Source organism: Exiguobacterium sp. N5 (assembly GCF_025842465.1).
GTDB classification, from domain to species: Bacteria; Bacillota; Bacilli; order Exiguobacteriales; family Exiguobacteriaceae; genus Exiguobacterium; species Exiguobacterium profundum.
Map to the genome: position 1 here is coordinate 1,477,025 of NZ_JAPAEP010000001.1, position 25,962 is coordinate 1,502,986.

The window sequence follows — 25,962 nt, forward strand, 5'->3', positions numbered from 1 at the left end:
GAAATGAGGAAACAACATGAAAACACCCCCACGCAAGAAAAGATCACCTTGGAAAATTGTCCTCATCGTGTTGGGTGTCGTATTGCTCATCGGTGGTTCCGCTTTCGGCTATTTTGTCTTCAAAGCGAATGAAACCGCCGAAAACGCGAACAAGGCGTTGGAACGTGGCGACAAGTCAGAACGTCGCGACGAGACCATCGACTTGACGAAAGATCACTTTTCTGTCCTGTTAGCAGGAGTCGATGGCGGCGCCTCGCTCGAGGAAGGACGGACTGATTCGCTCATGGTCGCCACGTTCAACAAGGAATCGCGGCAAGTCACGCTCGTCAGCATCCCACGCGACTCATATGTCGACATCATCATCGACGATGAGGATCCGTTCAAAGACAAGATCAACCATGCTTACGCTTACGGAGGCATTGACACGACCATCGCGACCGTCGAGAACCTGCTCGACATCCCAATCGATTACTATGCGACCATCAACTTTGATGGAATCGAAGATTTGGTCGATGCGGTCGGTGGCGTCGAGATCGATGTCCTCATCCCCATCTCTGGAAAAGCGACCGGAAATGTCGAGCTAGAGCCTGGCGTTCAAGTCTTGAACGGAAAAGAAGCACTTGCCTATGCCCGGATGCGGAAGCAAGACCCTGCCGGCGACATCGGTCGAGCCGGTCGACAACAGCAAGTTATCGAGGCCATCATCAATGAGGCGACGACCATCAACTCGTTTACGAAGCTGAACCGGATCATGAATGCTGTCGGCGAGAACATCCGGACGAACATGACGTTGTCAGAGGCCTCACAACTTCAGCCTTACGCAAAATCGCTGAAGTCGTTCAACCGCGAAACACTTGAAGGGACGGACCTGACGCTGAACGGGGTCTACTATTATGAAATCGACCCGGCTGACCTTCGTGACGCCCAGGCCCTTCTCCAGACGGAGCTCGGCATGCCCGTTACAGCGGATGAACCATCAACTGACGAAACAGACGATACGATGACTGAGACAATCACTTACTAAAACAATAATAGCCAGTATCGCGCGGCGATACTGGCTATTTTTTAGGTTCGCGGTCGACCGAGCAGTCGTCGGGACGTGCGAATAATCGGTTTATAATTTGGATGAATCAGTTCGGTTGATTCCACGATCAATTCAATGACAATCAACACGACGATGAACGTGATGACCGCACCGAGCATCGTCGTCTTGGCGAACAAGATGGATGAGATGCCAAAGAACAAGGTCATCCCGTACATGAGCAAGACGGCTTGCCGTGTCGTGAAGCCCATATCGATCAACTGATGATGCATATGCGATTTATCCGGCGACATCGGCGGTCGCCCTTGGACGAGCCGGCGCACGATGGCGAAAATTGTATCCGAGATCGGCAACCCGAGCAAGAGGACCGGGACGACGAGCGAGAACAATGTCACGTTCTTAAACCCGATGAGCGAGAAGACGGCGAGCATGTACCCGAGGAACAGTGCTCCCGTATCGCCCATAAAGATTTTCGCCGGATAAAAATTATGAACGAGAAACCCGAGCGTACTCGCAAGAAGCAAGAGCGCCATCATCGTCAAATAGACGTTCCCCTGAATGATGGCTAACACGGCAATCGTCCCGAGGGCGATGCTCGACACACCGGCGGCGAGACCATCGAGACCATCAATCAAGTTGATGGCATTCGTGATCCCAATCAGCCAAAGGACGGTGATCGGGATGCTCCATGACCCGAGGTAGAGTTGCTGGTCGAACGGAAGATTGATGAGTTCAATTCGCATCCCCGAGTTCAAGACAACGACCGTCGCAATCATCTGTCCCATCAACTTGACACGGGCTGATAACTGGAACCGGTCATCGATCAGTCCGGTAAGGAGAATGACGACAGCGCCAATCAAGATAGCGTCGTTATATCGACTCGTCGGAAGCAGCAAGGCGTAGCCGATGAAAAATGCGATAAAAATCGCGAGACCCCCGATTCGTGGCATCGTCCGTAAATGTACTTTTCGTGCGTTCGGATGATCGACTGCACCGATGAAAAATGCGAATCGACGAACGAGCGGTGTAATCAAGATGGCCATCACAAAACTGACCAACATGGCAATCCATAGCATGGGCCGACAGTTCCTCTCTCAAAAAAATAGACTCTGGCGAATTATATCACATTTTGAATCGAGGAGTGGATATCAGTCCGTTTACAATAAAAGCCGATGAGGCGTTCCCCATCAGCTCTGGATCATGAAAGTGTCGCTGCCACTTCTTCTGTCGGTTCGTATGTATACAAGCCGCGACCAATTTTTTTGATTTCCGGGTTGACCCCTTCAATTTTCACCATCAATTGGTAAATGTTGCTGATGTGATGACGGTAACGAAGTTCAAGTTCCATTTGAATATCACGCACGCTCATCGTCTGACGCTCTTTCAGTAGATCCGTCACTTGATGAACGTACACCTCGAGCGGATAACGCTGGTTCACACGGCGCGGACGTAGGCGTTTTGACGCATCAGTCATGGAGTCCTTATCTTCTCTATCTCGACTCAATTCCGCAATCAAATACTCGGCACGTCGTTGCAATTGGCGATACGACTCCTCAATTTCCATCAATTCTCGATAAATGTGGTCATTGACATTCGTAGATTCCATACACAAATCCCCTTCTACATCCAATTATAATTCGGAATTCCCTAATTTAAATCAGTAATTCCTAATAATCCCTCTATATCTTCTATAAAAGTGTAACGGATTTGTAATGTGTTTGTCATCTCTTTTTGGGCAATTCTGTCTATTTAGGACTTTTGACTCAAAAAAAGACGGCGACTGTTCGGGGCAGTCGCCGTCTCACGGAAGATGATTGTAGTCATTTACACGTGAACGCGTTCGAGGATGCGTTCAAGTGACAGTTCGTCAGTAGAAGCGACGATGAGGTCTGCATGACCAAGCATCGATTCTTCTCCGACGGCGACAGCAAACATATTTGCCGCTTTGATTGCAGTTACGCCGGCAGCCGCGTCTTCAACGCCGATGGCGAGTTCGGGTTTCACGCCAAGGGCAGAAGCGGCCTTCAAAAACACTTCGGGGTGTGGTTTTGATTGGGCGACAGTTGCTGCATCGACAATATGGTCGAAGTAATGTCGGACACCAAGTGCGTCAACGACCGCAAATGCGTTCTTTGAAGCAGAAGCCATTCCGATTTTAAGTCCCGCCTCTTTGATTTCATCGAGGAATGAAACGATACCTGGAAGAAGATCGTCGGATGAGATATGTTGAATGAGTTCAACGTAGTGCTCGTTTTTCTTTTGTGCGAGTTCTGCTTTCTCTTCCGGTGTGAAATCGTTTTGTTTACCGCCGAGCGTAAGGATCCGCTCAAGCGATTCAGTCCGACTCACGCCTTTGAGCGTTTCGTTGAATTCGCGGTCAAATGGAATTCCGAGCTCTTCACCGAGCTGCTTCCATGCGAGGTAATGGTACTCTGCGGTGTCAGTGATGACACCGTCCAAATCGAAAATCACTGCTTCAATCGTTGACATACATGCTTTCCGCCTTTCCTTCAAATGCTTGTGTCGTCAGACTACATTTAGGGAACTTGACAAGTACCCGTCGCACGTTTGGTCAATGATGCAAACGGTTGCACTTGTTCGATTTCTATTATAAATGAAAACGTTCTCTTGATGCAACCGTTTTCGCAAAAATCAAAAAAGAGAAGAGCATGCGCTCTCCCCTTCCTTATTACAGCTGAATGCCGACCACTTTGACGTTCACAGAACGTGGTGTCATCGCAAGCATCGTGTCCATATCTTGCGTGATGCGCTCTTGGACGGCCGTCACCGTTTTGATGATCGACTGTCCGTACGCGATATAAAGCGATAGGTTGATGGTGATGCCTTCGTCCGACTCATCGACTTTCACATGTTTCATGAGCGCACGCTCTGACAATTTCGTATCTTCTTGCGTGAACGAGACGTGTTTCGTTTCTTTGACCGCGACCGCGGCGATCATTTCAACGACGTGACGTGATACGTTCACGTCGCCTTCTGTGCTGTGCATTCCATTTTCGTATGGCATAGGGTCACTTCCTTAACTCTAGTTTCGTTTCTTCTTAATAAAGTGTAGCGGAAATGAAGCATTTAGAAAAGACTTTACCCTTTTACACCCTTCGTATTTTGGACTCGCTTCACGTCAATCTCGACGAGCGGACGCAAGAGACGGACCATCGGTGGACTGATAATCACGAGGACCATCACAAAGGCGACACCGAACAAGACGAGCAGTTGCATCCAAGATGTCGGCATGAACCCAGCCGGTATAAACGCCTTCCAGGCGACAACAAAGAAGACGTGGACGAGATAGACGTACAGACTATACTGCCCGGCACGCGAAAAAATCGGGAGCTGTCGTCCTGGGATGATGAGCGCGAAACTAATTGACATGAGGAGCGACACCGTATAAACAATCAAAAAGGCGAACGGTCCACTCCACATCGCCTCTGGGACGGCCGTGTCATAGGCGAAACGGAATTTGAACAAGTTCCCGATATGATAGAACGTATCGTCTTGCTGGACCCGCATCGAGACCAAGAGTCCCAGTGTGAGCGTGGTGAAAACAATCGCCCCGCCGATGCGATATCGATTCCGGTGTTCGGCCCGTTTTGGTAACTCAAAGAAGTTGAGCGTATTGCGCTCGGACATCCAGTTCCCGATCAAGAAGAACGGATAGAACATGATGACTTTCCGTAACGCGAAATACCCCGTCGCCTCGGCTTGGAATCCGAACAGAAGCGCAAATAATAGTGCATACAATACGTACCCTTTCAGTTGTGTCACGTACGGGGTGATGATGTACCAGAAAATGATGGCCATCAGATACCAAAGCGCCCAATACGGCTTCAACAAATTCAGACCCGGATTTTCAAGTGAGAAAATCGGAATCCCTTCTGTAAATGCGAACCATGACCCAAGGATGACCTGCCAAATGACATAGACCACGAATAACTGGATCACGCGCAAATAGCGGTTTTCCCGATAAAAGTAACCGCTCAACATGATGAACAACGGCATGTGGAAGGTATACAGGAACAGATACACCCACTTTGGTAAAATATCGTCATAAGCGCCGCGGACATCGGTCAACAAGTGTCCGAAGACGACGAGTAGGACGAGCACTCCTTTAATATTGTCATACCAATAATTTCTCATAACATTCCCTCTAGTTCTCTATGATGACTGCAATGAAGCTGACCTTCATGTTTTCACGTTCTCTTTACAGACAGAATCCATGTAGGTCTTGGAAAATCCCTCACCTATCATAAGCGATTCCTCTGCCAAGTGAAATTACGTTTCAACAAAATTTTCATGTCTTCACTGTCATCATTCCCATAATTCGAGGAATACAAGCCGAAACGTCAAAAAATCCTCACGATTCAGCATGTTGTGTGCGTATTCAAATAGACGGGATTGGGTACAGTATAGTATAGTGGTGTTACCAAATATTCAGAATATTCTAATAAAGGAGGTGGAGAGAATGGCATCGATCATCCGGAATCGACATCATATGGTGCATGACCCAAAACGTTCATTCTCTAACTTCGGATTCTGGTGGTTCGTCAGCGTCTTTTCCGTCGGATTGCTCCTTGTCGCCTTCGAGTCCGTCCGAAACGGGTTCTCTGCCATTCATCCTGTCTTGTCTAGCATGGCTTTCCTCGGTCTCACGTTCGTGCTCGGTGTCTGCGCTAAACTGGCTCGTGACGTCTGGTGGCTCAACTACTTGCTCGAGCGCACCCAAAACCGCTACTTATATATCGGTGGCGACACGCTCCAAAGTTGGCAGTATACGCTCGACTCGATTTGGTTGCTCACGCGCACCTCACAAAAAAAGCTCGGCCGATTGTATATCCAAATCGACCGAACTGTGCGTGCTGAGGAAGCGAAACGTTTATTCGCCGCCTATTTGATTGACCGAGGGGTCCTCGTCGTCTATTCTCGTCCGAACAAACCGAAAAAAATGGCTTGAATGAATCAGTCGAGGTATGCGGCAATCCATGTCCGTGCTGCCTCGACTTCTTCCATGCGAAGTTCATGTCCCCCCGAGTGATAGAAGAGCTCGACGTCCGCTCCCGCGTTTCGGAGTGTCGACGTCAGCTCTTCTGTTTCTGTTTTCGGGCAAATCGGGTCGCGTTCGCCAGCCGAGATGAACACGTTCGTTCCTGACAAGTCAGGTAGCGTCAATGAACGGTCCGGTACCATCGGGTGGAATAGGAGTGAAGCAGTGAACGCCGGATGACGGTAAAGTGCCGACCCGATTAAATTCGCCCCGTTCGAGTAGCCGAGCGGAATCATCTTATCCCGGTCGATGCCATACGTTGTCGCCGCTTCATCTAAAAAATGAAGGAAGCGCTCTGTCTGTTTCTTTAAATCTTCAAGGTCGAGCACCCCTTCCGCGTGGCGACGGAAGAAACGGGACATCCCGTTTTCAATGACATCCCCTCGAAGCGTCAAGATGTTCGCTTCGGTCGATAGTTCTTTCGCGAGCGGAATCAAATCCTGCTCGGTCCCTCCAGTTCCGTGTAATAAAACGAGTGTCGTCTCTTTTGTACCTTGAATGAATTGATGAATCATATGCGTTCTCCTCTCGGTATCGTGATTGCTGGTAGTGTGCGGACGATTTTATCTCGGTTCGCTTCGAGCCATGGTGGCAAGCGTAACGTCTCACCGAGCGTGTCAACGGATTCGTCCACAGTGAATCCAGGTACGTCCGTCGCGAGTTCGTGCAGGATACGTCCGGCATCATGGAAATAGACGGAGCGGAAATAATTTCGTTCTTTCACTTCGGTCGGTCTTAACCCAAGGTCAAAGATGGCGTCTTGCCAGGTCGGATAATGGTCTCCGTCGGTAACGCGCCACGCGATGTGATGAACCGTTCCCGTTCCAGGGACCCCGTTTGGTAAAATCGTTTTCTTCACATCGATGACGTTCCCGTAATCTGCTGACCCTTTCAAACGGATCCACTCTTCATCCTCTGCGACCCGTTCAAAGCCGAACAGTTCCGTCAACAAGCGCACGCTTTCGTCCGGTGCTTTCGACAACAAAGTCGCTCCGGCGAATCCGACAATTGCTTCATGTTCTGTGATACCGGGGATGACCCAGCGTGTCTGTTTAGAGCTCGGTCGGGCGACGAGTTCAACGACGAGTCCGTCCGGGTCTTCAAATAAAAGTGATGCCTCGCTGAACCGTTCAGTGGCGACGGTCGCGATGCCGTGCTGTTGTAGTCTTTCTTCCCAGAACGGTAAACTTCCTGCCGGTACGAGATAAGTCGTCACGCCAACCTGTCCGCTCCCGACCTGCCCTTTCCCTAAGCCTGGGATTGGAAAGAACGTAATCACCGTTCCTGGTGTCCCGACTTCATCCCCAAAATAGAGATGATACGTACCAGGATCATCAAAGTTAACGGTCTGTTTCACGAAGCGGAGACCGAGTACCTGTCCATAAAAATCTAGCGTACGTTGCGGGTCTTGTACCATCGACGAAATGTGATGGATTCCCGTAGACTGCGTTTTCATTGTCATCCTCCTTTTATTATCTTGATTTCAAGATAAATCATTTACCAGAAAAAGTGAAACTTTTTGCTCAAGGTGGCGTACGATAGAAGAAGAGACATTCTAAGGAGGTAATAGAATATGGCATTACATATCGAACGCGTCACCAAGGAGTTTGGTGACTTCAAAGCTGTCGACGACCTCACGTTCCGCGTCCCACAAGGGGAAATGTTTGGTTTGCTCGGTGCAAACGGTGCTGGAAAGACTACGACGTTCCGGATGATCCTCGACATCTTGAAGCCGACCGATGGGAGTATCACGTGGAACGGTAAAGCGGTCGACCATCGCATCGTCGGCTATTTGCCCGAGGAACGTGGCCTGTATCCCAAATCCCAAGTGCGTGAACAGCTCGTCTTTCTCGCAAGCCTAAAGGGCATGCGCGGGAGCGATGCCAAACGCGCGGTCAAGTCATGGCTCGAACGCCTTGAAATTCCTCAATATGAAACGATGCGCGTCGAGCAGCTATCAAAAGGGAATCAACAGAAGATTCAGCTCGTCGCCGCCCTGCTCCATAACCCGGAACTCGTCATCTTAGACGAACCGTTCAGCGGCCTCGACCCGGTTAACGTTGAAATCCTGAAGCGTGAAGTTCTCGCGTTGCGTGACGCCGGGACGACCATCGTCTTCTCGAGTCATCGAATGGAACATGTCGAAGAATTGTGCCAACACGTCGGCATCTTGAAAGGTGGCCGTGCCGTCGTAAGCGGTGACGTCCCGACAATCAAGTCGAGATACGAAGAACCTGCCCTCTTTATTGAAACGGACCAGATTCACATTCTCGAGTCGCTCCCAGTCGTGGAGACAATCGAGCCTTACAAATCCGGTCATCTAGTACGCTTACATTCTTTCGAAGACAGTGACGCCGTCCTGTCGGCACTCGTCCGTCATCAGGCGAACGTGAAGACGTTCATGCGCCAACCGGTATCGCTCAATGACATCTTCATCAAGGAGGTCGGACAGCATGTTTCATAACTTTGGACCGCTCTATGCGTTCACACTCAAATCAAGAATTCGTTCAAAAGCATTCCTCATCTCGACGGCGCTAACCATCCTGTTCATCTTCGGGTTCACGAACATCGACCGCATCATGTCCTCGTTCGAGGACTCTGAACAGGCGAGTGCTCTCGTTGTATCTGAGAACACAGAACTCGTCGACACGATGAAGTCACTCGGCTATGAAGACGTCGCATCTAGCGAAATCACGGAAGAAGAGGCACGGACCGGCATCAACGACGGAGAGTATGGGGTCGTCGCTTTTGTCGACGGCTATGATGCCCGCGTCATCTCCGAACGACCGGAACAGGAGTTCACGACCCTCCTGCAAACATCTTTACAACAGTTGCGCAATGCGGAATTGATTGAATCGTCCGATGTCGACCCGGCCGTCATCGCTGCTCTCAGCGAACCGATCCAACTCGACGAGTCCTATCTCGGACGCGGTGGAGAGAACTCGGATGAGCTCCTCTCGTCTTCGGCGCTCGTTTACGTCATGTTGATGCTCCTGTACATTTCAATCATCACGTACGGATCGATGATTTCAACAGAAGTGACGACGGAGAAGTCATCGCGTGTCATGGAGCTCATCATCTCAACGACTCATCCAGTGACCCATATGCTTGCGAAAGTGACCGCTATCGGGACACTCGCCCTCATCCAAATCGGAATCTTCCTCGGGTTTGGTTATGTAAGTGCGAGTGGTAGCGAACTGGCGACGACGGTCATCGAGAACGCCGGCAACGCACGGGCTGTCATCTATCTACTCGTATTCTTCTTGCTCGGGTACTTGTTGTACGCCTCACTCTTCGCTGTCCTCGGTTCACTTGTCAGCCGTGTCGAAGAGTCACAACAAATGGTCATGCCGGTCATCATGCTCCTCGTCGCTGCGTTCTTAGTCGCGATGTTTGGATTGAACAACCCGGATGCGACCATCGTGACCATCCTCTCGTTCGTCCCGTTCTTCGCTCCGATGCTCATGTTCCTTCGCGTCATGCTCGTCGATGTGGCCGTATGGGAAGTGGCGCTCTCGATCGGGTTACTCATCGGAACGATCGGTATCACACTGTGGATTGGCTCGAAATTCTATCGTGGCGGCGTCTTGTTCTATGGAACGAACGCTATTAAACAATGGCGACAAATATTACAAAACCGTCAATAACGTTTACAGCAAATTCGTTTTCGTTTACTCTAAAGAATGTGCAAAATGAGGAGGAAAACGAACTATGCGATCACGATTACTCGCAGCCTTAATCTTTACGTTTATGACGACGCTCACGACGTTCATCTGTTATACCGTCTTCTTAGACGCGGATGCGTTATGGCAAATCCTGCTTGCCTATGCAGGCAGTGCGTTCATCGGAACGCTCGCGTTTTGGTATCCGGTCAGCAGACGCTCTCAAACGTCCCGCTTCGGTGGCGCATGGATCGGCATCATGATTACTGCAGCGACACTCATTGGCTTCACCGTCATCCGTTTCACATTCCGCGGGGACGCAGCAGCATTGCTCGACTGGCAAACGATGCTGGCGAGTCTTGCCTACACATTCGGTTATGTCGGATGGGTGCTCACAATCTTGAATATCGTGCTCGGCTTCTTACTCGCCGGCACACGTCCAAAAGTACGCTACGAAGCGCGTCCGATGCGCTGATTGAAGTGACCAGGGGATTCTCCTGGTCACTTTTTTGTGCACAAAAAAACCGTAGAATGCTCTACGGTCATTGCAATTTATACGATTTATCCACGACACCATACTCCGCGTACTGGAATGAGTTGTCTGCGAATTGGTCTGGGACAAGCCGTTCCACATAGCGTGCGAACGGGACGATGTGACGCGTCGTGTCATGTGACCGTCCGAGATCAAGCACCGCATCGACGAGCGCTTCGAGTGCATGATGCGTCGTCGGCTCTTCATCTTGGTCAAAGATTCGTTGTAACTCTTCTTCGTGCATCAAGTCAAAGATGCGCATCCGCTCTTCGAGTTGCCGTTGCATTTCTTCGACGGACTTTCCGTGCATCGCTTCTTCATAGGCGAGCTTCATCTGTTCGAGTTCCGGCACTTTTCCTCGCATGAGGACTTTGAGCGACTCGCCCGTCCAAATATGGCGTGCCAAATAGTTCGGGTCGATTTGCAAAGCGTCTGCGAGCGCCTCTATGTAAGGCATGGTCGGATAGACCTCACTCAGTTCGGTACGTCGGATAAAGTACGGGGCGACGCCAATCTGTTCCGCAAGCGTCTCAATCGACAATCCGGCCCGTTCCCGTAATATTCGTATCCGATCCCCGTATCCCCGGTATGGTGCATTTTTTCCATCCATCTCAATTCCCCCTTCCCTCTCTTCATTATAATTCCCGCATTCGCAAAAAAATACTCGGAAGCCTAAGCTCCCGAGTCATGGGTCGTCTTCTTATTTCTTTGTCAACTCGACGACTTCCGAAGATCCAGCTGTCACCGTGTCGCCTTCTGCGACAAGTTTGTTCACGCCGAAGCTGTCGTGGTTCGTGATGATGATCGGAGTGATCGTCGATGGCGCGTTCGCTTTGATGAAGTCGAGGTCGAACGTGACGAGTGGGTCGCCTGCTTTGACAGATTGACCTTCTGTAACGTGTGTCTCGAAGCCTTCACCTTTAAGGTTTACCGTATCCAAACCGATGTGAATCAAGTATTCCGCACCGTTGTCCGCGTTGATACCGATCGCGTGTTTTGTTGGGAATACTGTCGCGATTGTTCCGCTAACCGGTGAGACGACTTTTCCTTCTGTCGGCTCGATTGCGATCCCGTCACCCATCATTTTTTGTGAGAATACTTGGTCCGGTACGTTCGTGATGTCGACGACCTTTCCTGTAAGCGGTGAAACCGCGTTGAGTTGTTCTTCTTTACCACCAAAAAGTTTTTTAAAGAATCCCATAGCTTAATCCCTCCAACATGTTCTATTGAATCGAAGTCTTCACTTTTATACCCGAAAAGCTAATACTTCAATCCCTACCCTATTAACGGTATAGTTGTAATAAGGTAGTGCGAAATCGTTTTACACATCGTAAGAATACGAGTGTGCAATCGCTTTTGCAAGCCCTTTTTACACTTTGTAAAAATTTCACACGATGGAGGCGCTTACAATGACGACTTTCACAAAATTGTCATATGAACGGCCCGACTTGGACGCTTTAAACAGCAGATTGTCGGACTATTCTGCCGAATTACAGCAAGCCAGCACACTCGAGGAAGCGAACGAACTCATTCGCCAAATCAACAAAGAACGGAACGACTTTGAGACACAAAGTCAACTCGTCGCGATCCGACATTCGGTCGACACACGCGATTCGTTTTACGAAGAAGAACAGGCATTCTTTGACGACGCACTTCCGGTCTATGAGAAGGAGATTCAAGCGTACTATCGCGTCTTGACGAACCACGAGCTTCGCACTGAACTCGAAGCGGAATGGGGCAGCCAACTGTTCTCTCTCGCCGAGCGCGCACTTGAAACGTTCGAGGAGTCACTCATCCCGAAACTGCAGGAAGAAAACCGCCTCGCGACAGCTTATCAAAAGGTCATGTCCGCTGCGCAAATCGAGTTTGACGGCAAGACACTCAACTTGTCACAGTTCGGCCCATATCTTCAATCACCAGACCGTGATGTTCGAAAAGCCGCATCTGTCGCCCGCTATACATACCTTTCTGACAACGGCGATGAGCTCGACCGCATTTATGGGGAACTCGTACGCGTCCGTACGGAAATCGCTCACGCCCTTGGCTTCCCGTCGTTCGTCGAACTCGGTTATGCACGGATGCAGCGTGTCGGTTATGACGAGTCGATGGTCGACAACTTCCGGAAACAAGTCCGTGACGTCATCGTCCCGCTCGCTTCTGCTTTGAAAGAAAAGCAGGCGAAACGAATCGGTGTCGACCACCTCTATTACTATGACGAGTCGTTCGTCTTCCCAGACGGAAACGCGACACCGCAAGGCGATGAGTCGTTCATCATCGAAGGCGGAAACAAAATGTATCGTGAACTCTCAAATGAGACGGACGAGTTCTTCCAGTACATGCAGGAACGCGGCGCCCTCGACTTGACGGCGAAACCAGGGAAATCTGGTGGCGGATACTGCACGTACTTACCGTCTGAAGGACTTCCGTTCATCTTCTCGAACTTCAACGGGACGGCAGGCGACATCGATGTTCTCACGCACGAAGTCGGTCATGCCTTCCAAGTGTATGAAAGCCGTCATTTGACGACACCGGAATACGCCTTCCCGACTTATGAGGCGTGTGAGATCCACTCGATGTCGATGGAATTCTTCTGTTGGCCATGGATGGAGCTCTTCTTCGGCGACCAAGTCGACAAGTATAAGTTCAATCATTTGGCAGGTAGCATGACGTTCCTTCCGTATGGCGTGCTCGTCGATGAGTTCCAACACGTCGTCTACCGCAACCCAGAGATGACAGCTGCCGAGCGTCGGCAGGCGTGGCGCGATTTGGAGAAGGTCTATCTCCCGCACCGTGATTATGAGACGAACGACTATCTCGAATCGGGCGCATGGTGGCACCAACAAGGTCACATCTTCCAAAGCCCGTTCTACTATATCGACTATACGCTCGCACAAGTATGTGCATTCCAGTTCTGGGTGCGCATGCATGAAGACCGCGAAGCGGCATGGAGCGATTACCTCACGCTCTGTCAGGCAGGCGGAAGCCGTTCGTTCCTCGAACTCGTCGAACTGGCAGGTCTCAAATCACCATTCGCAGACGGCGTGTTGAAAGAAACGATTGATCAAATCGAAGACTATCTCTTGAAACATCCGCTAGCGAACTGATAAGTAAGACCATCGGAAGCTTCCGGTGGTCTTTTCATTTGGGTTCACTTCGTACTGAAGTATGAAAGGCAAATCAATCTTTTTATTCCCTAAAAAAGAGAGGAGAAATTGATATGTATATGTCAAATTTCCGCTTCTAACCCTAACATCGCCCCTACATATTGGGATGCTGTCATAAACGTAATAAAGGCACACAATTCACTAATTTCCGCCTCCATGAATGTTTCTTTTAACACCTCAATGATAGAAGATGGAATTTCTCCTTTCATTTTTAAGAAAACTTCCGCAAAACCTACGGCAACCGCTGTTTGTTCATCGAATTGAATTTGATCTGGCTTTCCTTTTGCTCGACAATATTCACATCCATTTCGTTGCGCAAGTGTTCGACGGACTTGTTCCTTCAATGTGGGAGAAAGTTGACCAGCATTATTCAATGAATCCCCTAGTTTTGACCAATTTTCTTGAATTTCGATATTATGACCAAGTAAACGTTCAAACTTTGTCCCTCCATGCTCTGCTAACTTAATTCTTGGCATTTCCTTCACCTCCTGTACTTATATGATAAAAGGTCTTTTCATCCAACTCCATTTCATCCACAATCAAAATGTACCTATAAACATTCAATAAATAACGAAATGAGGCAAAATACCTGTCATGCTAAAAATCGATGAAATTGATCACAGACTTATCTATGAATTAGAACAAGACAGCCGTCTTTCCATGAGTGAGCTCGGACGACGTATTAAACTTTCCGCTCCTTCTGTTAGCGAGCGGGTTCGACGACTAGAATCATTTGGAGTCATCAAACAATACTCGCTTGTACTTGATCACGAAAAGCTAGGTCTTCCAATTCAATGTATCATCGAGGCAACAGTGAAGAATGGCCAATATGAAGCGTTCATTCATTATTTAAAACAACAACCGAATGTTTCATTTTGTTATCGCATATCGGGTGACGCCTGTTATCTCATCAAAATGCAATTCTCGTCTTTTTCTGCAGCTGAATCTTTTATCGATGAAGTGATTCCATATGCTCAAACAAAAACACAATTCATCTTTTCAGAAATCGATATTTAATCAACGTGAACATGCAAAAGGACTGGCAAAATTGCCAGTCCTTTATCGTTTTAAATGACGTCTAGCGGTTGTTTCGTTGTCGGTGGCGGGAACGCCTCATCGAGCGAAGCAAAATCTTCCTCACTCATGTCGAGCAAGAGCGCTGCCGCATTCTCCTCGACATGCTCGGCCTGCCCGGCTTTCGGGATGGCGATGACGTGTCCGCTCCGAATCGTCCAAGCAAGTAAGACTTGCGCGACTGAGGCACTATACGACTCCGCGATCCGATTGATCGTTTCGTTATGGAAGACCTCTTCTTTCACGTCACTTCCTTCAGCGAGTGGAGCGTATGCCATGACAGGAATCCCTTGTTCTTTTAGATAAGGAAGGAGGTCGTACTCAATCCCGCGACTGCCAAGATGATAGAGCACTTGATTGACCGCGCACTTGTCTCCATTCGGTAGCGACAGCAATTCCTTCATATCGTCCACGTCGAAGTTCGAGACTCCCCATGCCCGAATCTTTCCGTCCGCTTTAAGCTGTTCCATCCCTTGAATCGTCTCCTCGAGCGGGGCATCGCCTCGCCAATGGAGTAAGTAAAGATCCAGGTAGTCCGTCCCGAGTCGTTCGAGCGACGCATCACATGCGCTGACGAGTTTGTCGCCATACGCATTGTATGGATACACTTTCGAGATGAGAAAGACATCTTCGCGTCGGTCTTGGATCGCTTCCCCTACCAACTTCTCAGACTCCCCTTCCCCATACATTTCCGCCGTGTCGATGACATGGAGTCCGCAGTCGATTCCTGTCCGAAGCGCCTCAACCTCGGCATCATGCTTCGATTTGTCTTCCCCCATGCGCCATGTACCTTGTCCGAGTGCGCGCATCTCGCGCCCGTCTTTCAATTTGACGACGTTTTGCTTCAAAGCTGCAAGTAATAAAGAATGTGGTAGTCGTTGATTCATAACGTTTCCTCCTTTGTCCATGCTTCATGTAGTGGACCCGTCGTCCCGAAGACGGGGTCAAACTTCGGTTTTTCGACTTGTTCGATTCGCTTCACGTTGTCCGGTCGTTCTTCCGTCTTTCCTGTCAACGTGTCATAGTCACGACCGTCCGGGTATGCCCCGACCACTTGAAAATCTTCGCTCGCCTCGATGCGACGATGTCCCGTTCCCGCCGGTAAGACGAGGACATCACCTAGGCGGACGCGGACGAGGTCACCGTTCGTCCCTCCGAGTTGAAGCGTCGCTTCACCTTGTAATATGCCCAATACTTCATGCGTGTTGCTGTGATAGTGATGATAGTCGAACACCCCGTTCACCCAACTGTTCGTCCATTCATTATGGGCAAACGTCTCTCGCATCCCGCTCGGGTCATCAAAGACGCCACGATAGAGGAGCGCCGGATAATCCGGATGGTTGGGAATGGAGCCGTCATCTGTAAACAAAAAAGTTTTCACGTCCATCCTAATTCCCTCCTTGTCTCTGTCCCTGTACCCGACTTGTCACTACGAAAAACGGTCGTCCGTATTGGACGACCGTGATGGTTATGAAATGACCTCTTCACCGGACTGATCGATATGGCACTCGCCCCAGGCGCACATGGCGTCCAAGATTGGCTTGAGTGACCATCCGTACTCAGAGAGTGAGTAAATGACTTTCGGCGGAACTTGCTCGAACACCGTACGAACGACGACACCATCCGCTTCGAGCTCACGCAATTGTTGGGTGAGCATTTTTTGCGTGATGTTCGGCATGAGTTTACGCAGTTCACTCGTCCGTCGCTCCCCTTTAATCAAGTGACACATGATGACGACTTTCCACTTACCGCCGATGACGTCAAGTGTCGCTTCGACCGGAATATTATATGGCATTTCGTTTCCTCCATTCCTTACATAGGCACTTTTTGGTGCCTACCGCACTAAAAAGTACGTACTTCTCAAACTGTTTTCATGCACTTATGATAGCAACTGTAGCAAATCTATACAAGTTCATTTCGCTTGTAACATCCCCTTGAGACGGTAAGGTACTTTTTCGACCGTACTGAACAATAGAGGAAAGTGAGATGTCTTTGCTATCCGGAGACGAAGGGCCCTCGTCTTCCACACTATTCATTTATTTTAGGAGGAACTACTCATGAATCAACCGTACACACAACCTGTCGAAGAACAGGCACCTAAAAATGGAGGGTTGGCATTACTCGCCCTCGCGATCAGCGCTTTCGGCATCGGAACGACCGAGTTCGTCCCGGTCGGTCTCCTCGCATCGATCGCAAGTGATTTAAACATCGGCATCACTCTCGCGGGTCTCATTATCTCGGGTTACGCGATCGGCGTAGCCGTCGGTGCACCGATTTTGACGGCACTGACGAACCGGATGAACCGCAAAACGTTACTCATGGCACTCATGGTCGTCTTCATCGGCGGAAACTTGGTCTCGGCCATGTCGACCACCTTTGAACTTTTGATTGTCGCCCGATTTATCACCGCATTCTCGCATGGTGTCTTCTTCTCCATCGGGGCAACGATTGCTGTTCAACTCGTACCACCGCATAAAAAAGCGAGTGCCATCGCACTCATGTTCACTGGTTTAACTGTCGCAACCGTTACAGGAGTCCCACTCGGTACTTTCATCGGACAAGCGTTCGGATGGCGCGCCACCTTCTTCGCCGTCGCAGCACTCGGTGTCATTTCAATCATCGCAAGTTTCTTCTTGATTCCAAAAGATTTGAAACAGTCACCACCAGCGAAGTTCTCAGATATGAAGAAACTGCTCACAAACGGTCGTCTCATGCTCGGATTCTTGATTACAGCACTCGGTTACGGCGGAACGTTCGTCGCCTTCACGTACTTGACACCCATCATGCAAGACGTGACAAAGATCAGCCCGAACTTGATCAGTGTCGTCTTACTCGTTTACGGAATCGCGGTCGCCATCGGGAACGCGGTCGGTGGAAAGCTCGCCAACGAAAATCCAGCGAAAGCATTGTTCTATATGTTTATCGTTCACGCAGCGGTCATGATCATCATGTCGTTCATGATTCCGTTCAAAGTGGCAGGTTTGATTGCCATCGTCTTGATGGGACTCCTCGCCTTCATGAACGTGCCTGGACTTCAACTGTATATCGTACAATTGGCTGAAAAATATGTACCTGCCGCTGTCGATGTCGCGTCCGCACTCAACATCGCGGCCTTCAACATCGGGATTGCCCTCGGCGCAACAATCGGTGGACTCGTCACCGATTCAATCGGACTTGTGCATACCCCTTGGGTCGGTGGCATCATGGTCATCATCGCCGTCATCTTGACAGCCATTTCACGTCGTTTGGAAGCCAACTAAGGAGGCGCTTATGTTCAACAATCATAGAAGCTACAACCGGATGTACCGGGAGGGCGAGCTCACGCTCGGCCTCCACATTCCTTTAGAAAATTTTAAAATGCGTACCCCGACCCTCGAGCGTCAAGTCGAGCTTGCCCAAAAGGCAGACGACTATGGCTTCACAGCGCTATGGTTACGTGATGTCTTACTTAAAGACCCAAACTTCTTAGACCCGGCTGTCGGTCAAATTTACGATATGCTAATCTACGGAACACATTTACTTGGTCAAACGAAAAACATTGCGCTCGGTACGTCCGCGCTCGTCTTGCCACTCCGTCACCCCCTTCGTTCGGCGAAGGAAGTCGCAACGATTGAAGCATTGTTCCCAGAACGATTGATTCTCGGGATCTCTTCAGGTGACCGTCGTGCCGATTTCAAAGGGCTCGGAGTCGATCACCCGACACGTGGCGACCAGTTCAAAGAATCACTTCGTGTCATGGAGCAGGCGCTCTATAACAACTACCCAACTATTGAATCACCTTATGGGGAGGTCGAACAGGCAACGCTCGTGCCACGTCCGAAGAAGCGGATCCCGACGATGATCACCGGGTTCGCACAACAAGACATGGACTGGCTTGGGGCGAACGGAGACGGGTGGATGTACTACCCGCAGGCACCTTTCGCCCAGCAACAAGTGCTGAACGATTGGCGCGAATCAGGTCAGACGCATGGAAAAGGGTTCCGTCCGTTCTCGATGCCGATGCATCTCGATTTGGCACATGACCCGGACGAACTGCCGACTCCAATCCGGCTCGGCTTCCGTGTCGGTCGCAATCAGTTAATCAAACTGCTCGAGGCGTATCGGGCCATCGGCGTCAATCATTTGTTCTTCGCTTTGTTCGACGGGCAACGTCCGGCCGACGAGGTCATCGAGGAGCTTGGGGAATATGTGCTCCCCCATTTCCCACCGCTTTCGTAAACTCCAGGTATTCAAAAAGACGACCTCCCCCGTGAAAGTCGTCTTTTGCGTTACAGCCAATGGCTCGGTCGCGTGTAAACGGGTGCCAGTCTTGTCTGCCGGTCCCCTTTCATCGCGTTCACTTGCATCTGTGTCAAAAACAGACCGTCGGTTAATACAGCTCCTCGCACATCGAGATCTCGTACGTCGGCGCCCATGAAGTCGACATAGGACAGGTCTTGCCCACGTAAGTTAGCGCCAATCAACAGGGCACCCCGGTAACACGTGCCTCTGACATCGTGTCGACTCAAGTTTCGACCAATCAAATCGGCCCGGTCTTGTTCGTGTCGTGACGTCAACTTCAGGTCGTCCTGTTTCAATCCTTCCACACGTATATGCTGACTGAGTCGGACGAACAATGGGCGGGCTTGTTGTCGGAATGCCATCAGCGCCGTCCCGGTCAACTGTTCAGGCGGCAACTCACGGAAAGCCAGTAGCTCTCCCAATAACGTCTCGAGTAACCGAGCATCGTGCCCAGGAATCTCCCAGGTCAGGATGTCAGTGATGTAGAGCAACAGCTCATGGACTTGGTTCATGATTGGTACCGTCGCGAACATACGCGTGCCGTCTACATCGTCCTCCCGCCAGCTTCGTCCGTGAAACGTCACTTGTGACACGAACTGCCCGGCCCCGAGACAGTCGTACACCGTACATCCTTTGAAGCCTCGCTCACGCAGTTCGGAATGGATGTTGCAGGCATACGAATCTGCCAAATGGACACACGGCTGTCCTGCGGGTTTATCAATCGGGAAATCCTCAGACTTCAAGTAGTGGAACGCCACACAACAGAGACCGAAACAATTCGCACAATCCGGTTTGAGCGATTCACGCAGCATATGCAGATCGGGCATCGCCATTCATTGTCACTCCTTCCTTGTATGTCTTGACTCTATACGTATAAGTATAAGGAATGTCCCTATTTTTCCATAGTCTTTATTCAATCAATTAGCGTTGCTTTCATCCTTTTCCCCATAAAGCAGTTGCTCCCTCGTTCGCCTTTTCTGCTCTGCCTCGGATATTTCTTTGTAAAGCGCAATCACAGCATCGAACGAGCTTTTGACGTCAATCCGCTCTTCTAACAGTTGATCTTCATAGAATCCGTGACGCAAATCCTCAAGGTAGAGCTCCGCTGCTTGATGAAACATCATCTCAAACTGCTCTTTTGCATCTTGAATCTCATCATGTGGTTCCCAATCCGTTAAAAGTCGCTGGTCGAAGGGATCTGTTGAATGAATAAACTCTTCCCATTCTTCAGGAGATAGCATGGCTTTCCAGTAATCAAATTTTGATTCAAAACGTTGTAACGGCCGACCTGATGGAAAAGATTTTTCGGAATAAGCTTCGTACAGATTTTCCCAGTGATGAAAAAACCAATCGATGATTGCCATATCCCAGTCCATAAATATTTCTGATTTGTCATGTTCGACATATTGGACTCTTCCGTCCTTATACGTTACTTCATAACGAATCGTCCCTTGAATTGACGTATCACGATAAAACATGTCATCGCGATACTCCATATCATCTAAATCGAGATTTGCCGGCTTCTCATATGTTTCAAGTGCATTCGCAAGCGATTGGACCTTTCCTGTCATCAAATCGATAAAAGTCACATCAATCTGTTTGATGGTTCGGGGTGCTTTGATGATTCCTTCGTCATAACAGAAGGCCAATACGAGTGGTCGTAGGCAATCCGTTGAATTTGGAATTGCAATCCACTCATTTAACAGCGGGTCATGGTAATATCCCTTTTTGATTAATGCTTTTGTGTTAAGCGTATCATTTTCAATAATTGAATATAGTAGGATGTCGAGGTCTTGAATTTTACCGTAAGGAACTATTCCATAGTCGTTTTCCTCGAGTATGTTACCCGTCCGGAAGTCCCGACCGTTGCGCCACTCCACAACAAAACGCCACCGTTCGACAAGCCACCATATCCACTCACCGCCATTCATACCTGTTTGCCATTCATTCCGTTTATAGTCAATCCACTCATCTTTGTCGTATGAAACAGACTGAGAGGTACCGTCTTCATATCGGACATGATACGTCAAGATTCCATGTAGCGTGTCGCGATGGAGTAAAGAGTAGGCGGACTCGTTTAAAAACAGCATGAAATCAATAAAGTTCACTGCTTCCTCAGACCCTGCTTCTTGAAACCATAACTCAATCGATTCAATGACTCGTGCTTCCATCGATAGCTTTCCTCCCTGCTGTTTGTATTCATACATACAAAAACCAACCTGATTTTTTCAGATTGGTTTACTGTCTTAGTTCACTTTATCTTCCAATTGTTTCAACTTTGTCGAGTAATACTCGATGATGTCACGGCGTCGGATGATGCCGATGAAATACTTTCCATCATCGACGACCGGCACGAAGTTTTGGTCCGTGATCGCATCGACGAGCTCTTCAATTTGTGCCGTAATCGAGACCGGCTTATAGCGAACACGTTGCTTGATGTCTTTTAGACGTGTCCGGAGCACTTTTTCATAGTCTTCTTCCCCGCGAAGCTGTTCTGCGAGTGCCCAGAGTAAATCCCCCTCTGTCATCGTCCCGGCGTAAAATCCGTTCTCCGAAACGAGTGGGACAGACGTGAATCGATGATGCTTCATCTTTTCAAGTGCTTGTCGTACCGTTGATTCGGGGTCCAAATATTTGACGTCTTCTTTCGGATATAAAAAGAAAGCGATATTCATTTAAATCTCTCCTCAATCTGTTAATCCACCCCGCTATTGTACCATGAATGGTAGGACAGGTTGAACTAAATCCATGTTCTAATCTGGTTTTATCCCCCTTTCTCCAAAACAACACAAAAAAACATCGTGACTCTAGTCACAGCGATGTTTCAGTGATTCAAAAAATGGAAGGGAACTCCAATTGAATTATACCCGTTTTTGTTGGTTCTTACCCTTATCGACATACAAAAAGCCCCCGATTCGGAGGCCATCGATTATTGAACAAACTGCAACAACGTATCGTTAAATTTCTCTCGTTCATCCAGCACCGTACCGTGTCCACTCTCTTCAAAGCGCTCGATTCGCGCGTTCGAGATGCCTTGTTCCATCTGCTCGGCGAATGCGAAAGGACAGATCTTGTCATGCACCCCATGGATGATCAACGTCTCGACATCAATTTTCGGCAAGGCATCTCGCAAATCTTCGTCACGTAACGCCTGTGCCGAGGCAATCGTCCCATGGCTCGACGCGACGAGCGCGAGATGGTGGAACCAGTTTTGCATCGGTTTCGAATGTTCTTTCTCGAAGAAGATTTCTCCGAACCCTTCGAGCATCTTCGGTCGGTCTGCCCGTGTATCGTCAATCAATGCGTCGACTTCGTCCGTTGTCATTCCATATGGATAATCTGCACGCTGTGTGAAGATTGGTGCCGCGGCTCCGGCCAAGACCAATTTGTTGAGTCCATCCTCTTTATAGTCGGCTGCGTAGCGAACTGCAATCGCCCCACCCATTGAAAAACCGACGAGCGTGAAGTTTTTTAAGCCAAGTCCGTAGACGACCATATGCACATCAGACGCCATTGTCTCATAGTCATAACCTGTCGCCGGGGCATCAGATTTCCCGTATCCTCTGAAATCAATGCCGATGTAGCGATATCCCGCTTCGACGAGCGCATTCTTCTGATACTCGAACATATTGTTGTTTGCTGGCCAGCCGTGCAAGAAGACAATCGGTTCCCCAGACCCGACATCCTCTACGTATAGATTTGTACCGTCATGTGCTGTAATATATCCCATCATCCAACCTCCACAGTCATTATTTAGCGAAAACACTCACAACCTCATTATTCCCTATTCCGACTTCGAGAAACCCTCTTATGTGTCGCGCCAGAGCGCTTCACCTTTTAGATAACCTTCAACGGCTTTCGCTCCTTCTCGTAAAACAGCTTCTCGCCAATCCGCGTTTTCCGGATAGAACATCGCCATGAATTCGTTTTGAATACCGTTTCGTGCCTCAGGGTCCTTTGTCCCTTCAAAGTACAGCCGGTTCTCTAAAATAATCGTTAAAAATTCACGGATGGATGCTTTTGTCGACGTCCCAAACGTACCGAATTCAAATAAGGCAGAAACGAGACCCTTGTCCGGGTATTCCGTATCGCGCACGTAGTAAAAATGATTCGTCGAATCTCCGAGTACCTCGTCCGGGTCATACACGTTGACGTTGTCTAGACCGTACGCTTGTTTTAACTCATCTTCCGTGCGACCGTCCCGTTTGCTGATGACCATCGTGACCTCGTTCGTCGGTCCGAGTGCGGTATGCCAATCGAGATGGACGACTTTTCCGTAGCGCTCAAGTAAATCATGTTGAATCCCTTTTAAAAAGATGGCAGACGGTTCGTCTTCTTCTCCCCCGTAATACACACCTTTCGGGAATTGATATTGACCCATCCCTTTTGCTCCACTCATCGCTTTGAAGCCATCAAGCTTAATTCCAGAGCCGAGAAATGAATAGATCTGTTCACGCGCCTCATGGTAGTCGTCAATTACTCCATCCGGTACGAAGAGATGGCGCATCAGCTCATATTCACGGTTCACGTTATATGGGATCGACTCACGATCAATGACGTAATTTCTGTTCAAATCGACATTGTGTTCATTGACACGTCGAAAGTGTTTCATCCCCCATGGATTCACTGCATGTATGAGACAAATCCCCGTCGTCTCATGATGGACATGCGCGAGTTGCGTTTGTACAAATTGATGGGTCACCGCGGCGCCCGCATACCCTTCAATCCCATGTTCCCCGATCGTCATGAGAATCATCGCTTTTCGTTCTCGTTTCGGTTCTCCTAAAATGACGTCGATACTCTCATCCCCGATCGAGTGTGTCAACAGCTCCGCTTTCGGATAAAATCGTTTCACTTCAGACAGTAAGTTCAAGAACTTCTCTCGCGACTCTTCGTAAGATGATGAAAAATACTGGCTCATCGCACTCTCCTCCAATCTCTCTTCTCTCTATCCTTTCCCATCCTGAGGCAATCTAAAAACGCCTCCTTTGAGAGGAAGCGTTTCAATCAAGGGGTGCGGATTCGTTTCGAATGTTGACGTCGGAACGCCATCATATAAAAGATTGGTCCAATTAAGACGGCACCGAACAACCAGTAGAGACCAGCATTCGCATACAGTCCTTCGAAAGAACGGAACACCCAAGCGAGAATGGTGAAGGCGACCATCAACTCGATGGTCCACAGTAGCCCACGACGAACCGTTAGGAAGACAGTGTTCGTTTTTTGGAAGAAGGCTGCGACGAATGCGATTAAGAATGCCGGAAAACTCGAAAGCCACAACATTCGATTCAACGAACTTTCAGCAAAGTACGAGTTGCCAAGAGACATGGTGATCAGAAAATGCATCAAGAGGACAAGCACGACGACAATCCAACCGACCAATACATCCCGCTCCATTTTTTTCATCACAACCAGCTTCCTCTCTGAAGAGTTGAATACTATATATTTACCCGCTTTTCTCTTCTTCTCGTCCTCTTCAACTAAAAAACGCACTCTGTTATCAGAATGCGTTTCGTGTATTATCCGACCAACTCACGCGCCCACGCTTTCGCGCGTTCGAGTTCGCCTTCCTTCAACATCTCCGTCGTCCCATCGACGAGGAACGACTCTTTTTGGACACCCGTCGCCCCTTTTTCAATCATTTCCCCTTCGACCCGATTGACGGCATGACCGAACCAATCAATGATTTTACCAAGTATCGGATTCTGTTTCTCTTTGACGACACTCGTGTCAAAGGCAGCCGTCCGTTTCCCTCGTAACGCATTGTCCGAAATTCCGTCCAAAAATACTTTAATGTCTTCCGTTTCGTATCCCCCATGTGTCGGTGAGCCGATGATGACCAGGTCGACATGTGCCAAGTCGCCTAATCCAATATTCAATACGTGTTCCATACGTGCCTCATGGTCTTTCGACAGCTCTTGCTGCATCGCATGAGCAATCTTTTCAGTATGACCATATAGTGAGTCAAAAATAATCAAGATGTTCATGATAAATCCCCCTTTACCGAACCTTTCTTTATTCCCGTTCCCATTTTCACGTTCGTTCATGCTTCTTTTTGGTACAGCGAACTTCGCTTGAAGAACGACCAACTTATCATGATGATGCCCATCCCGAGCAGCAAATAGCCGAAGAAAGTGATAAAATCACGTGAATGATACGGTGCTTCGAATCGATACTCCGCTCGCTTCCACTCCGAACCGTCCTCGACCGCAATGACGTCTTCCACAGACTCCCCGTCGACTTCACGGTACACCGTCCCAATCGGATATCCGTTCGAAGCATTCCCATAGTAACGTCCCGTCTCATCATTGACCACTGTTTCCACTTCACCGATCACGTCACCTAGTGCATCCTCCTCGATCGTTGTGTCGAGCACTTCATATGCGTTTCGGTCGAACACGACAAACGTATAGGCCCAGGAAAGGGCAGATGCGGGTAGCGTAATTGAGAGTGAAAGGAGCATCAAGAAAATCAGTCGCCTCATTTGAGACTCCAGACGAATGTCGCCGAATCACTGACTTCAATGTCATCTGGTTCGAGTTCGGGCATCCGTGATTCCGAATAGACGACGTCCTGACTATAGAGGACGTTTGTAGGCGAAAACAGGTGAATCTCCCCCCACGTGTAGTCAATTTGAAGCAAGTCCCCTAGTTCAGCGCCTGCTCCCTTCGCAAGGAGTTCTGCTCGTTTCTTCGCATTCTCCGCAGCACTCACCAATAGCTGATCTTCAATCGTATTCGGGTCTTTCATCGTGAAACGAATGGAGAGTGTAGGATTTGCGCGAGATTGACTGATTTGTTCGATGACGTCCGATAGTTTGGACGTATCGAGCGCAAATTCGAGCTTCGTCTTCTGTTTACAGACGTATCCGACAAACCGCGACCGATAATTCTCATCTCGATCACGATAGCTCTCATATTCCGTATCGATGGAAAAGTCACTCGTTTTAAGGTCCGTCTTGTCAAACCCTGCGCTCGTGATGGCTTTTTGAAGATGGGACACCGCACTTGTCGCCTCGGTCATCGTATCTTCGTATCGTGGCGCTTTCGAGAGAAGGTCCATGTGAATCACAATCAAATCAGGTCGAGATGAGACATTCCCTGTCCCTTTTACGGTAATCTTCCGTTCCATATCCATTTCCCCCTTAT

The 25,962-nt window shown here is 49.1% G+C and carries 31 protein-coding genes; 9 read left to right on the top strand and 22 right to left on the bottom strand.

What is annotated here, in order from left to right:
• The first annotated feature begins 16 nt into the window (after positions 1–16).
• Positions 17–1,024 carry an LCP family protein gene (locus OKS35_RS07710; RefSeq protein ID WP_159562681.1) on the top strand — a complete coding sequence of 336 codons (1,008 nt, stop codon included), beginning with the start codon at positions 17–19 and terminating at the stop codon, positions 1,022–1,024.
• Between the two features lie 41 nt (positions 1,025–1,065).
• On the opposite strand, the gene OKS35_RS07715 is transcribed toward OKS35_RS07710, so the two are convergent.
• The 5 genes from OKS35_RS07715 to OKS35_RS07735 all read right to left on the bottom strand — a co-directional run bounded on the left by OKS35_RS07715 (position 1,066) and on the right by OKS35_RS07735 (position 5,197).
• On the bottom strand, positions 1,066–2,118 hold the full coding sequence (locus tag OKS35_RS07715) for a glycosyltransferase family 4 protein (RefSeq protein WP_012726994.1): 1,053 nt from the start codon (positions 2,116–2,118) through the stop codon (positions 1,066–1,068).
• Positions 2,119–2,240: 122 nt separating this feature from the next.
• Complete coding sequence (locus OKS35_RS07720) at positions 2,241–2,648, bottom strand: hypothetical protein (protein WP_074036184.1); 408 nt, start codon at positions 2,646–2,648, stop codon at positions 2,241–2,243.
• Positions 2,649–2,866: 218 nt separating this feature from the next.
• Positions 2,867–3,532: a beta-phosphoglucomutase gene (gene pgmB / locus OKS35_RS07725; protein ID WP_074036182.1), complete on the bottom strand. Its 666-nt coding sequence runs from the start codon at positions 3,530–3,532 to the stop codon at positions 2,867–2,869.
• A gap of 199 nt (positions 3,533–3,731) precedes the next feature.
• Positions 3,732–4,067: an Asp23/Gls24 family envelope stress response protein gene (locus OKS35_RS07730; RefSeq protein WP_012726997.1), complete on the bottom strand. Its 336-nt coding sequence runs from the start codon at positions 4,065–4,067 to the stop codon at positions 3,732–3,734.
• A gap of 74 nt (positions 4,068–4,141) precedes the next feature.
• Entirely contained in the window at positions 4,142–5,197 is a 1,056-nt protein-coding gene (locus tag OKS35_RS07735; protein ID WP_012726998.1) for an acyltransferase family protein, read from the bottom strand.
• Positions 5,198–5,522: 325 nt separating this feature from the next.
• Between OKS35_RS07735 and OKS35_RS07740 the strand changes: the two genes are divergently transcribed.
• On the top strand, positions 5,523–6,011 hold the full coding sequence (locus OKS35_RS07740; RefSeq protein ID WP_012726999.1) for a hypothetical protein: 489 nt from the start codon (positions 5,523–5,525) through the stop codon (positions 6,009–6,011).
• A gap of 5 nt (positions 6,012–6,016) precedes the next feature.
• Here the strand turns inward: OKS35_RS07740 and OKS35_RS07745 are convergent, their stop codons facing one another.
• Positions 6,017–6,616, bottom strand: a complete 600-nt coding sequence (locus OKS35_RS07745) for an alpha/beta hydrolase (protein WP_264092794.1) — start codon at positions 6,614–6,616, stop codon at positions 6,017–6,019.
• Positions 6,613–7,557, bottom strand: coding sequence for a VOC family protein (locus OKS35_RS07750; RefSeq protein WP_264092795.1), 945 nt, complete (start codon positions 7,555–7,557; stop codon positions 6,613–6,615). The genes OKS35_RS07745 and OKS35_RS07750 overlap by 4 nt, the downstream gene beginning before the upstream one ends.
• A 117-nt stretch (positions 7,558–7,674) precedes the next feature.
• Between OKS35_RS07750 and OKS35_RS07755 the strand changes: the two genes are divergently transcribed.
• The 3 genes from OKS35_RS07755 (at position 7,675) to OKS35_RS07765 (ending at position 10,238) form a co-directional block, all read left to right on the top strand.
• Positions 7,675–8,565: an ABC transporter ATP-binding protein gene (locus OKS35_RS07755; protein WP_012727001.1), complete on the top strand. Its 891-nt coding sequence runs from the start codon at positions 7,675–7,677 to the stop codon at positions 8,563–8,565.
• Positions 8,555–9,748: an ABC transporter permease gene (locus tag OKS35_RS07760; RefSeq protein ID WP_214781788.1), complete on the top strand. Its 1,194-nt coding sequence runs from the start codon at positions 8,555–8,557 to the stop codon at positions 9,746–9,748. The genes OKS35_RS07755 and OKS35_RS07760 overlap by 11 nt, the downstream gene beginning before the upstream one ends.
• Before the next feature lie 64 nt (positions 9,749–9,812).
• Positions 9,813–10,238 carry a hypothetical protein gene (locus OKS35_RS07765; protein WP_196431038.1) on the top strand — a complete coding sequence of 142 codons (426 nt, stop codon included), beginning with the start codon at positions 9,813–9,815 and terminating at the stop codon, positions 10,236–10,238.
• Positions 10,239–10,305: 67 nt separating this feature from the next.
• Here the strand turns inward: OKS35_RS07765 and OKS35_RS07770 are convergent, their stop codons facing one another.
• Together OKS35_RS07770 and OKS35_RS07775 are read right to left on the bottom strand one after the other, a co-directional pair.
• Positions 10,306–10,905: a helix-turn-helix domain-containing protein gene (locus OKS35_RS07770; protein WP_074036173.1), complete on the bottom strand. Its 600-nt coding sequence runs from the start codon at positions 10,903–10,905 to the stop codon at positions 10,306–10,308.
• 90 nt (positions 10,906–10,995) lie between these two features.
• Complete coding sequence (locus OKS35_RS07775; protein ID WP_012727005.1) at positions 10,996–11,496, bottom strand: PTS glucose transporter subunit IIA; 501 nt, start codon at positions 11,494–11,496, stop codon at positions 10,996–10,998.
• A gap of 208 nt (positions 11,497–11,704) precedes the next feature.
• On the opposite strand from OKS35_RS07775, the gene OKS35_RS07780 reads away from it, so the two are divergent.
• A complete protein-coding gene (locus OKS35_RS07780; protein ID WP_031422757.1) occupies positions 11,705–13,399 on the top strand; it encodes a M3 family oligoendopeptidase in 1,695 nt (564 codons plus the stop codon).
• A 122-nt stretch (positions 13,400–13,521) separates the two neighbouring features.
• Here OKS35_RS07780 and OKS35_RS07785 read toward each other — a convergent pair whose 3' ends face one another.
• Positions 13,522–13,935, bottom strand: coding sequence for a carboxymuconolactone decarboxylase family protein (locus OKS35_RS07785; protein WP_264092796.1), 414 nt, complete (start codon positions 13,933–13,935; stop codon positions 13,522–13,524).
• Between the two features lie 118 nt (positions 13,936–14,053).
• Between OKS35_RS07785 and OKS35_RS07790 the strand changes: the two genes are divergently transcribed.
• Positions 14,054–14,476 (top strand): Lrp/AsnC family transcriptional regulator, encoded by a 423-nt coding sequence (locus OKS35_RS07790; RefSeq protein WP_264092797.1) that lies wholly within the window; start codon positions 14,054–14,056, stop codon positions 14,474–14,476.
• 50 nt (positions 14,477–14,526) lie between these two features.
• Here OKS35_RS07790 and OKS35_RS07795 read toward each other — a convergent pair whose 3' ends face one another.
• The 3 genes from OKS35_RS07795 to OKS35_RS07805 form a co-directional block, all read right to left on the bottom strand.
• Positions 14,527–15,420, bottom strand: a complete 894-nt coding sequence (locus OKS35_RS07795) for an aldo/keto reductase (protein ID WP_318841968.1) — start codon at positions 15,418–15,420, stop codon at positions 14,527–14,529.
• Positions 15,417–15,920, bottom strand: a complete 504-nt coding sequence (locus OKS35_RS07800; RefSeq protein ID WP_074036164.1) for a cupin domain-containing protein — start codon at positions 15,918–15,920, stop codon at positions 15,417–15,419. The genes OKS35_RS07795 and OKS35_RS07800 overlap by 4 nt, the downstream gene beginning before the upstream one ends.
• 81 nt (positions 15,921–16,001) lie before the next feature.
• On the bottom strand, positions 16,002–16,328 hold the full coding sequence (locus OKS35_RS07805; protein ID WP_078147375.1) for a winged helix-turn-helix transcriptional regulator: 327 nt from the start codon (positions 16,326–16,328) through the stop codon (positions 16,002–16,004).
• 262 nt (positions 16,329–16,590) lie between these two features.
• Here OKS35_RS07805 and OKS35_RS07810 point away from each other — a divergent pair, with 262 nt between their 5' ends.
• Entirely contained in the window at positions 16,591–17,793 is a 1,203-nt protein-coding gene (locus OKS35_RS07810) for an MFS transporter (RefSeq protein ID WP_264092798.1), read from the top strand.
• Positions 17,794–17,803: 10 nt separating this feature from the next.
• Positions 17,804–18,751: an LLM class oxidoreductase gene (locus OKS35_RS07815; RefSeq protein ID WP_264092799.1), complete on the top strand. Its 948-nt coding sequence runs from the start codon at positions 17,804–17,806 to the stop codon at positions 18,749–18,751.
• Positions 18,752–18,801: 50 nt separating this feature from the next.
• Here OKS35_RS07815 and OKS35_RS07820 read toward each other — a convergent pair whose 3' ends face one another.
• The 9 genes from OKS35_RS07820 to OKS35_RS07860 form a co-directional block, all read right to left on the bottom strand.
• Complete coding sequence (locus tag OKS35_RS07820; RefSeq protein WP_074036158.1) at positions 18,802–19,647, bottom strand: pentapeptide repeat-containing protein; 846 nt, start codon at positions 19,645–19,647, stop codon at positions 18,802–18,804.
• Between the two features lie 84 nt (positions 19,648–19,731).
• Positions 19,732–20,985, bottom strand: a complete 1,254-nt coding sequence (locus tag OKS35_RS07825) for a hypothetical protein (RefSeq protein ID WP_264092800.1) — start codon at positions 20,983–20,985, stop codon at positions 19,732–19,734.
• 75 nt (positions 20,986–21,060) lie between these two features.
• Complete coding sequence (locus OKS35_RS07830; RefSeq protein ID WP_074036155.1) at positions 21,061–21,489, bottom strand: CBS domain-containing protein; 429 nt, start codon at positions 21,487–21,489, stop codon at positions 21,061–21,063.
• A 254-nt stretch (positions 21,490–21,743) separates the two neighbouring features.
• Positions 21,744–22,547 carry an alpha/beta fold hydrolase gene (locus OKS35_RS07835; protein WP_215243742.1) on the bottom strand — a complete coding sequence of 268 codons (804 nt, stop codon included), beginning with the start codon at positions 22,545–22,547 and terminating at the stop codon, positions 21,744–21,746.
• A gap of 75 nt (positions 22,548–22,622) precedes the next feature.
• Complete coding sequence (locus OKS35_RS07840) at positions 22,623–23,735, bottom strand: M14 family metallopeptidase (RefSeq protein ID WP_214781801.1); 1,113 nt, start codon at positions 23,733–23,735, stop codon at positions 22,623–22,625.
• 86 nt (positions 23,736–23,821) lie between these two features.
• On the bottom strand, positions 23,822–24,220 hold the full coding sequence (locus OKS35_RS07845; RefSeq protein WP_264093067.1) for a hypothetical protein: 399 nt from the start codon (positions 24,218–24,220) through the stop codon (positions 23,822–23,824).
• A gap of 113 nt (positions 24,221–24,333) precedes the next feature.
• The gene (locus tag OKS35_RS07850) at positions 24,334–24,801 is read right to left on the bottom strand and encodes a flavodoxin family protein (protein WP_012727018.1); all 468 of its coding nucleotides are present in this window, start codon (positions 24,799–24,801) and stop codon (positions 24,334–24,336) included.
• A 56-nt stretch (positions 24,802–24,857) separates the two neighbouring features.
• The gene (locus tag OKS35_RS07855; RefSeq protein ID WP_264092802.1) at positions 24,858–25,298 is read right to left on the bottom strand and encodes a hypothetical protein; all 441 of its coding nucleotides are present in this window, start codon (positions 25,296–25,298) and stop codon (positions 24,858–24,860) included.
• Positions 25,295–25,945 (bottom strand): SIMPL domain-containing protein, encoded by a 651-nt coding sequence (locus OKS35_RS07860; protein WP_264092803.1) that lies wholly within the window; start codon positions 25,943–25,945, stop codon positions 25,295–25,297. Before OKS35_RS07860 ends, OKS35_RS07855 begins: the two co-directional genes overlap by 4 nt.
• Positions 25,946–25,962: the final 17 nt, after the last annotated feature.

Excerpts from the sequence above, each read along its gene's own strand:
- OKS35_RS07710 (WP_159562681.1), top strand. The coding sequence starts at position 17 with ATGAAAACACCCCCACGCAAGAAAAGATCACCTTGGAAAATTGTCCTC.
- OKS35_RS07715 (WP_012726994.1), bottom strand. The coding sequence starts at position 2,118 with ATGCTATGGATTGCCATGTTGGTCAGTTTTGTGATGGCCATCTTGATT.
- OKS35_RS07720 (WP_074036184.1), bottom strand. The coding sequence starts at position 2,648 with ATGGAATCTACGAATGTCAATGACCACATTTATCGAGAATTGATGGAA.
- pgmB (WP_074036182.1), bottom strand. The coding sequence starts at position 3,532 with ATGTCAACGATTGAAGCAGTGATTTTCGATTTGGACGGTGTCATCACT.
- OKS35_RS07730 (WP_012726997.1), bottom strand. The coding sequence starts at position 4,067 with ATGCCATACGAAAATGGAATGCACAGCACAGAAGGCGACGTGAACGTA.
- OKS35_RS07735 (WP_012726998.1), bottom strand. The coding sequence starts at position 5,197 with ATGAGAAATTATTGGTATGACAATATTAAAGGAGTGCTCGTCCTACTC.
- OKS35_RS07740 (WP_012726999.1), top strand. The coding sequence starts at position 5,523 with ATGGCATCGATCATCCGGAATCGACATCATATGGTGCATGACCCAAAA.
- OKS35_RS07745 (WP_264092794.1), bottom strand. The coding sequence starts at position 6,616 with ATGATTCATCAATTCATTCAAGGTACAAAAGAGACGACACTCGTTTTA.
- OKS35_RS07750 (WP_264092795.1), bottom strand. The coding sequence starts at position 7,557 with ATGAAAACGCAGTCTACGGGAATCCATCACATTTCGTCGATGGTACAA.
- OKS35_RS07755 (WP_012727001.1), top strand. The coding sequence starts at position 7,675 with ATGGCATTACATATCGAACGCGTCACCAAGGAGTTTGGTGACTTCAAA.
- OKS35_RS07760 (WP_214781788.1), top strand. The coding sequence starts at position 8,555 with ATGTTTCATAACTTTGGACCGCTCTATGCGTTCACACTCAAATCAAGA.
- OKS35_RS07765 (WP_196431038.1), top strand. The coding sequence starts at position 9,813 with ATGCGATCACGATTACTCGCAGCCTTAATCTTTACGTTTATGACGACG.
- OKS35_RS07770 (WP_074036173.1), bottom strand. The coding sequence starts at position 10,905 with ATGGATGGAAAAAATGCACCATACCGGGGATACGGGGATCGGATACGA.
- OKS35_RS07775 (WP_012727005.1), bottom strand. The coding sequence starts at position 11,496 with ATGGGATTCTTTAAAAAACTTTTTGGTGGTAAAGAAGAACAACTCAAC.
- OKS35_RS07780 (WP_031422757.1), top strand. The coding sequence starts at position 11,705 with ATGACGACTTTCACAAAATTGTCATATGAACGGCCCGACTTGGACGCT.
- OKS35_RS07785 (WP_264092796.1), bottom strand. The coding sequence starts at position 13,935 with ATGCCAAGAATTAAGTTAGCAGAGCATGGAGGGACAAAGTTTGAACGT.
- OKS35_RS07790 (WP_264092797.1), top strand. The coding sequence starts at position 14,054 with ATGCTAAAAATCGATGAAATTGATCACAGACTTATCTATGAATTAGAA.
- OKS35_RS07795 (WP_318841968.1), bottom strand. The coding sequence starts at position 15,420 with ATGAATCAACGACTACCACATTCTTTATTACTTGCAGCTTTGAAGCAA.
- OKS35_RS07800 (WP_074036164.1), bottom strand. The coding sequence starts at position 15,920 with ATGGACGTGAAAACTTTTTTGTTTACAGATGACGGCTCCATTCCCAAC.
- OKS35_RS07805 (WP_078147375.1), bottom strand. The coding sequence starts at position 16,328 with ATGCCATATAATATTCCGGTCGAAGCGACACTTGACGTCATCGGCGGT.
- OKS35_RS07810 (WP_264092798.1), top strand. The coding sequence starts at position 16,591 with ATGAATCAACCGTACACACAACCTGTCGAAGAACAGGCACCTAAAAAT.
- OKS35_RS07815 (WP_264092799.1), top strand. The coding sequence starts at position 17,804 with ATGTTCAACAATCATAGAAGCTACAACCGGATGTACCGGGAGGGCGAG.
- OKS35_RS07820 (WP_074036158.1), bottom strand. The coding sequence starts at position 19,647 with ATGGCGATGCCCGATCTGCATATGCTGCGTGAATCGCTCAAACCGGAT.
- OKS35_RS07825 (WP_264092800.1), bottom strand. The coding sequence starts at position 20,985 with ATGGAAGCACGAGTCATTGAATCGATTGAGTTATGGTTTCAAGAAGCA.
- OKS35_RS07830 (WP_074036155.1), bottom strand. The coding sequence starts at position 21,489 with ATGAATATCGCTTTCTTTTTATATCCGAAAGAAGACGTCAAATATTTG.
- OKS35_RS07835 (WP_215243742.1), bottom strand. The coding sequence starts at position 22,547 with ATGATGGGATATATTACAGCACATGACGGTACAAATCTATACGTAGAG.
- OKS35_RS07840 (WP_214781801.1), bottom strand. The coding sequence starts at position 23,735 with ATGAGCCAGTATTTTTCATCATCTTACGAAGAGTCGCGAGAGAAGTTC.
- OKS35_RS07845 (WP_264093067.1), bottom strand. The coding sequence starts at position 24,220 with ATGAAAAAAATGGAGCGGGATGTATTGGTCGGTTGGATTGTCGTCGTG.
- OKS35_RS07850 (WP_012727018.1), bottom strand. The coding sequence starts at position 24,801 with ATGAACATCTTGATTATTTTTGACTCACTATATGGTCATACTGAAAAG.
- OKS35_RS07855 (WP_264092802.1), bottom strand. The coding sequence starts at position 25,298 with ATGAGGCGACTGATTTTCTTGATGCTCCTTTCACTCTCAATTACGCTA.
- OKS35_RS07860 (WP_264092803.1), bottom strand. The coding sequence starts at position 25,945 with ATGGAACGGAAGATTACCGTAAAAGGGACAGGGAATGTCTCATCTCGA.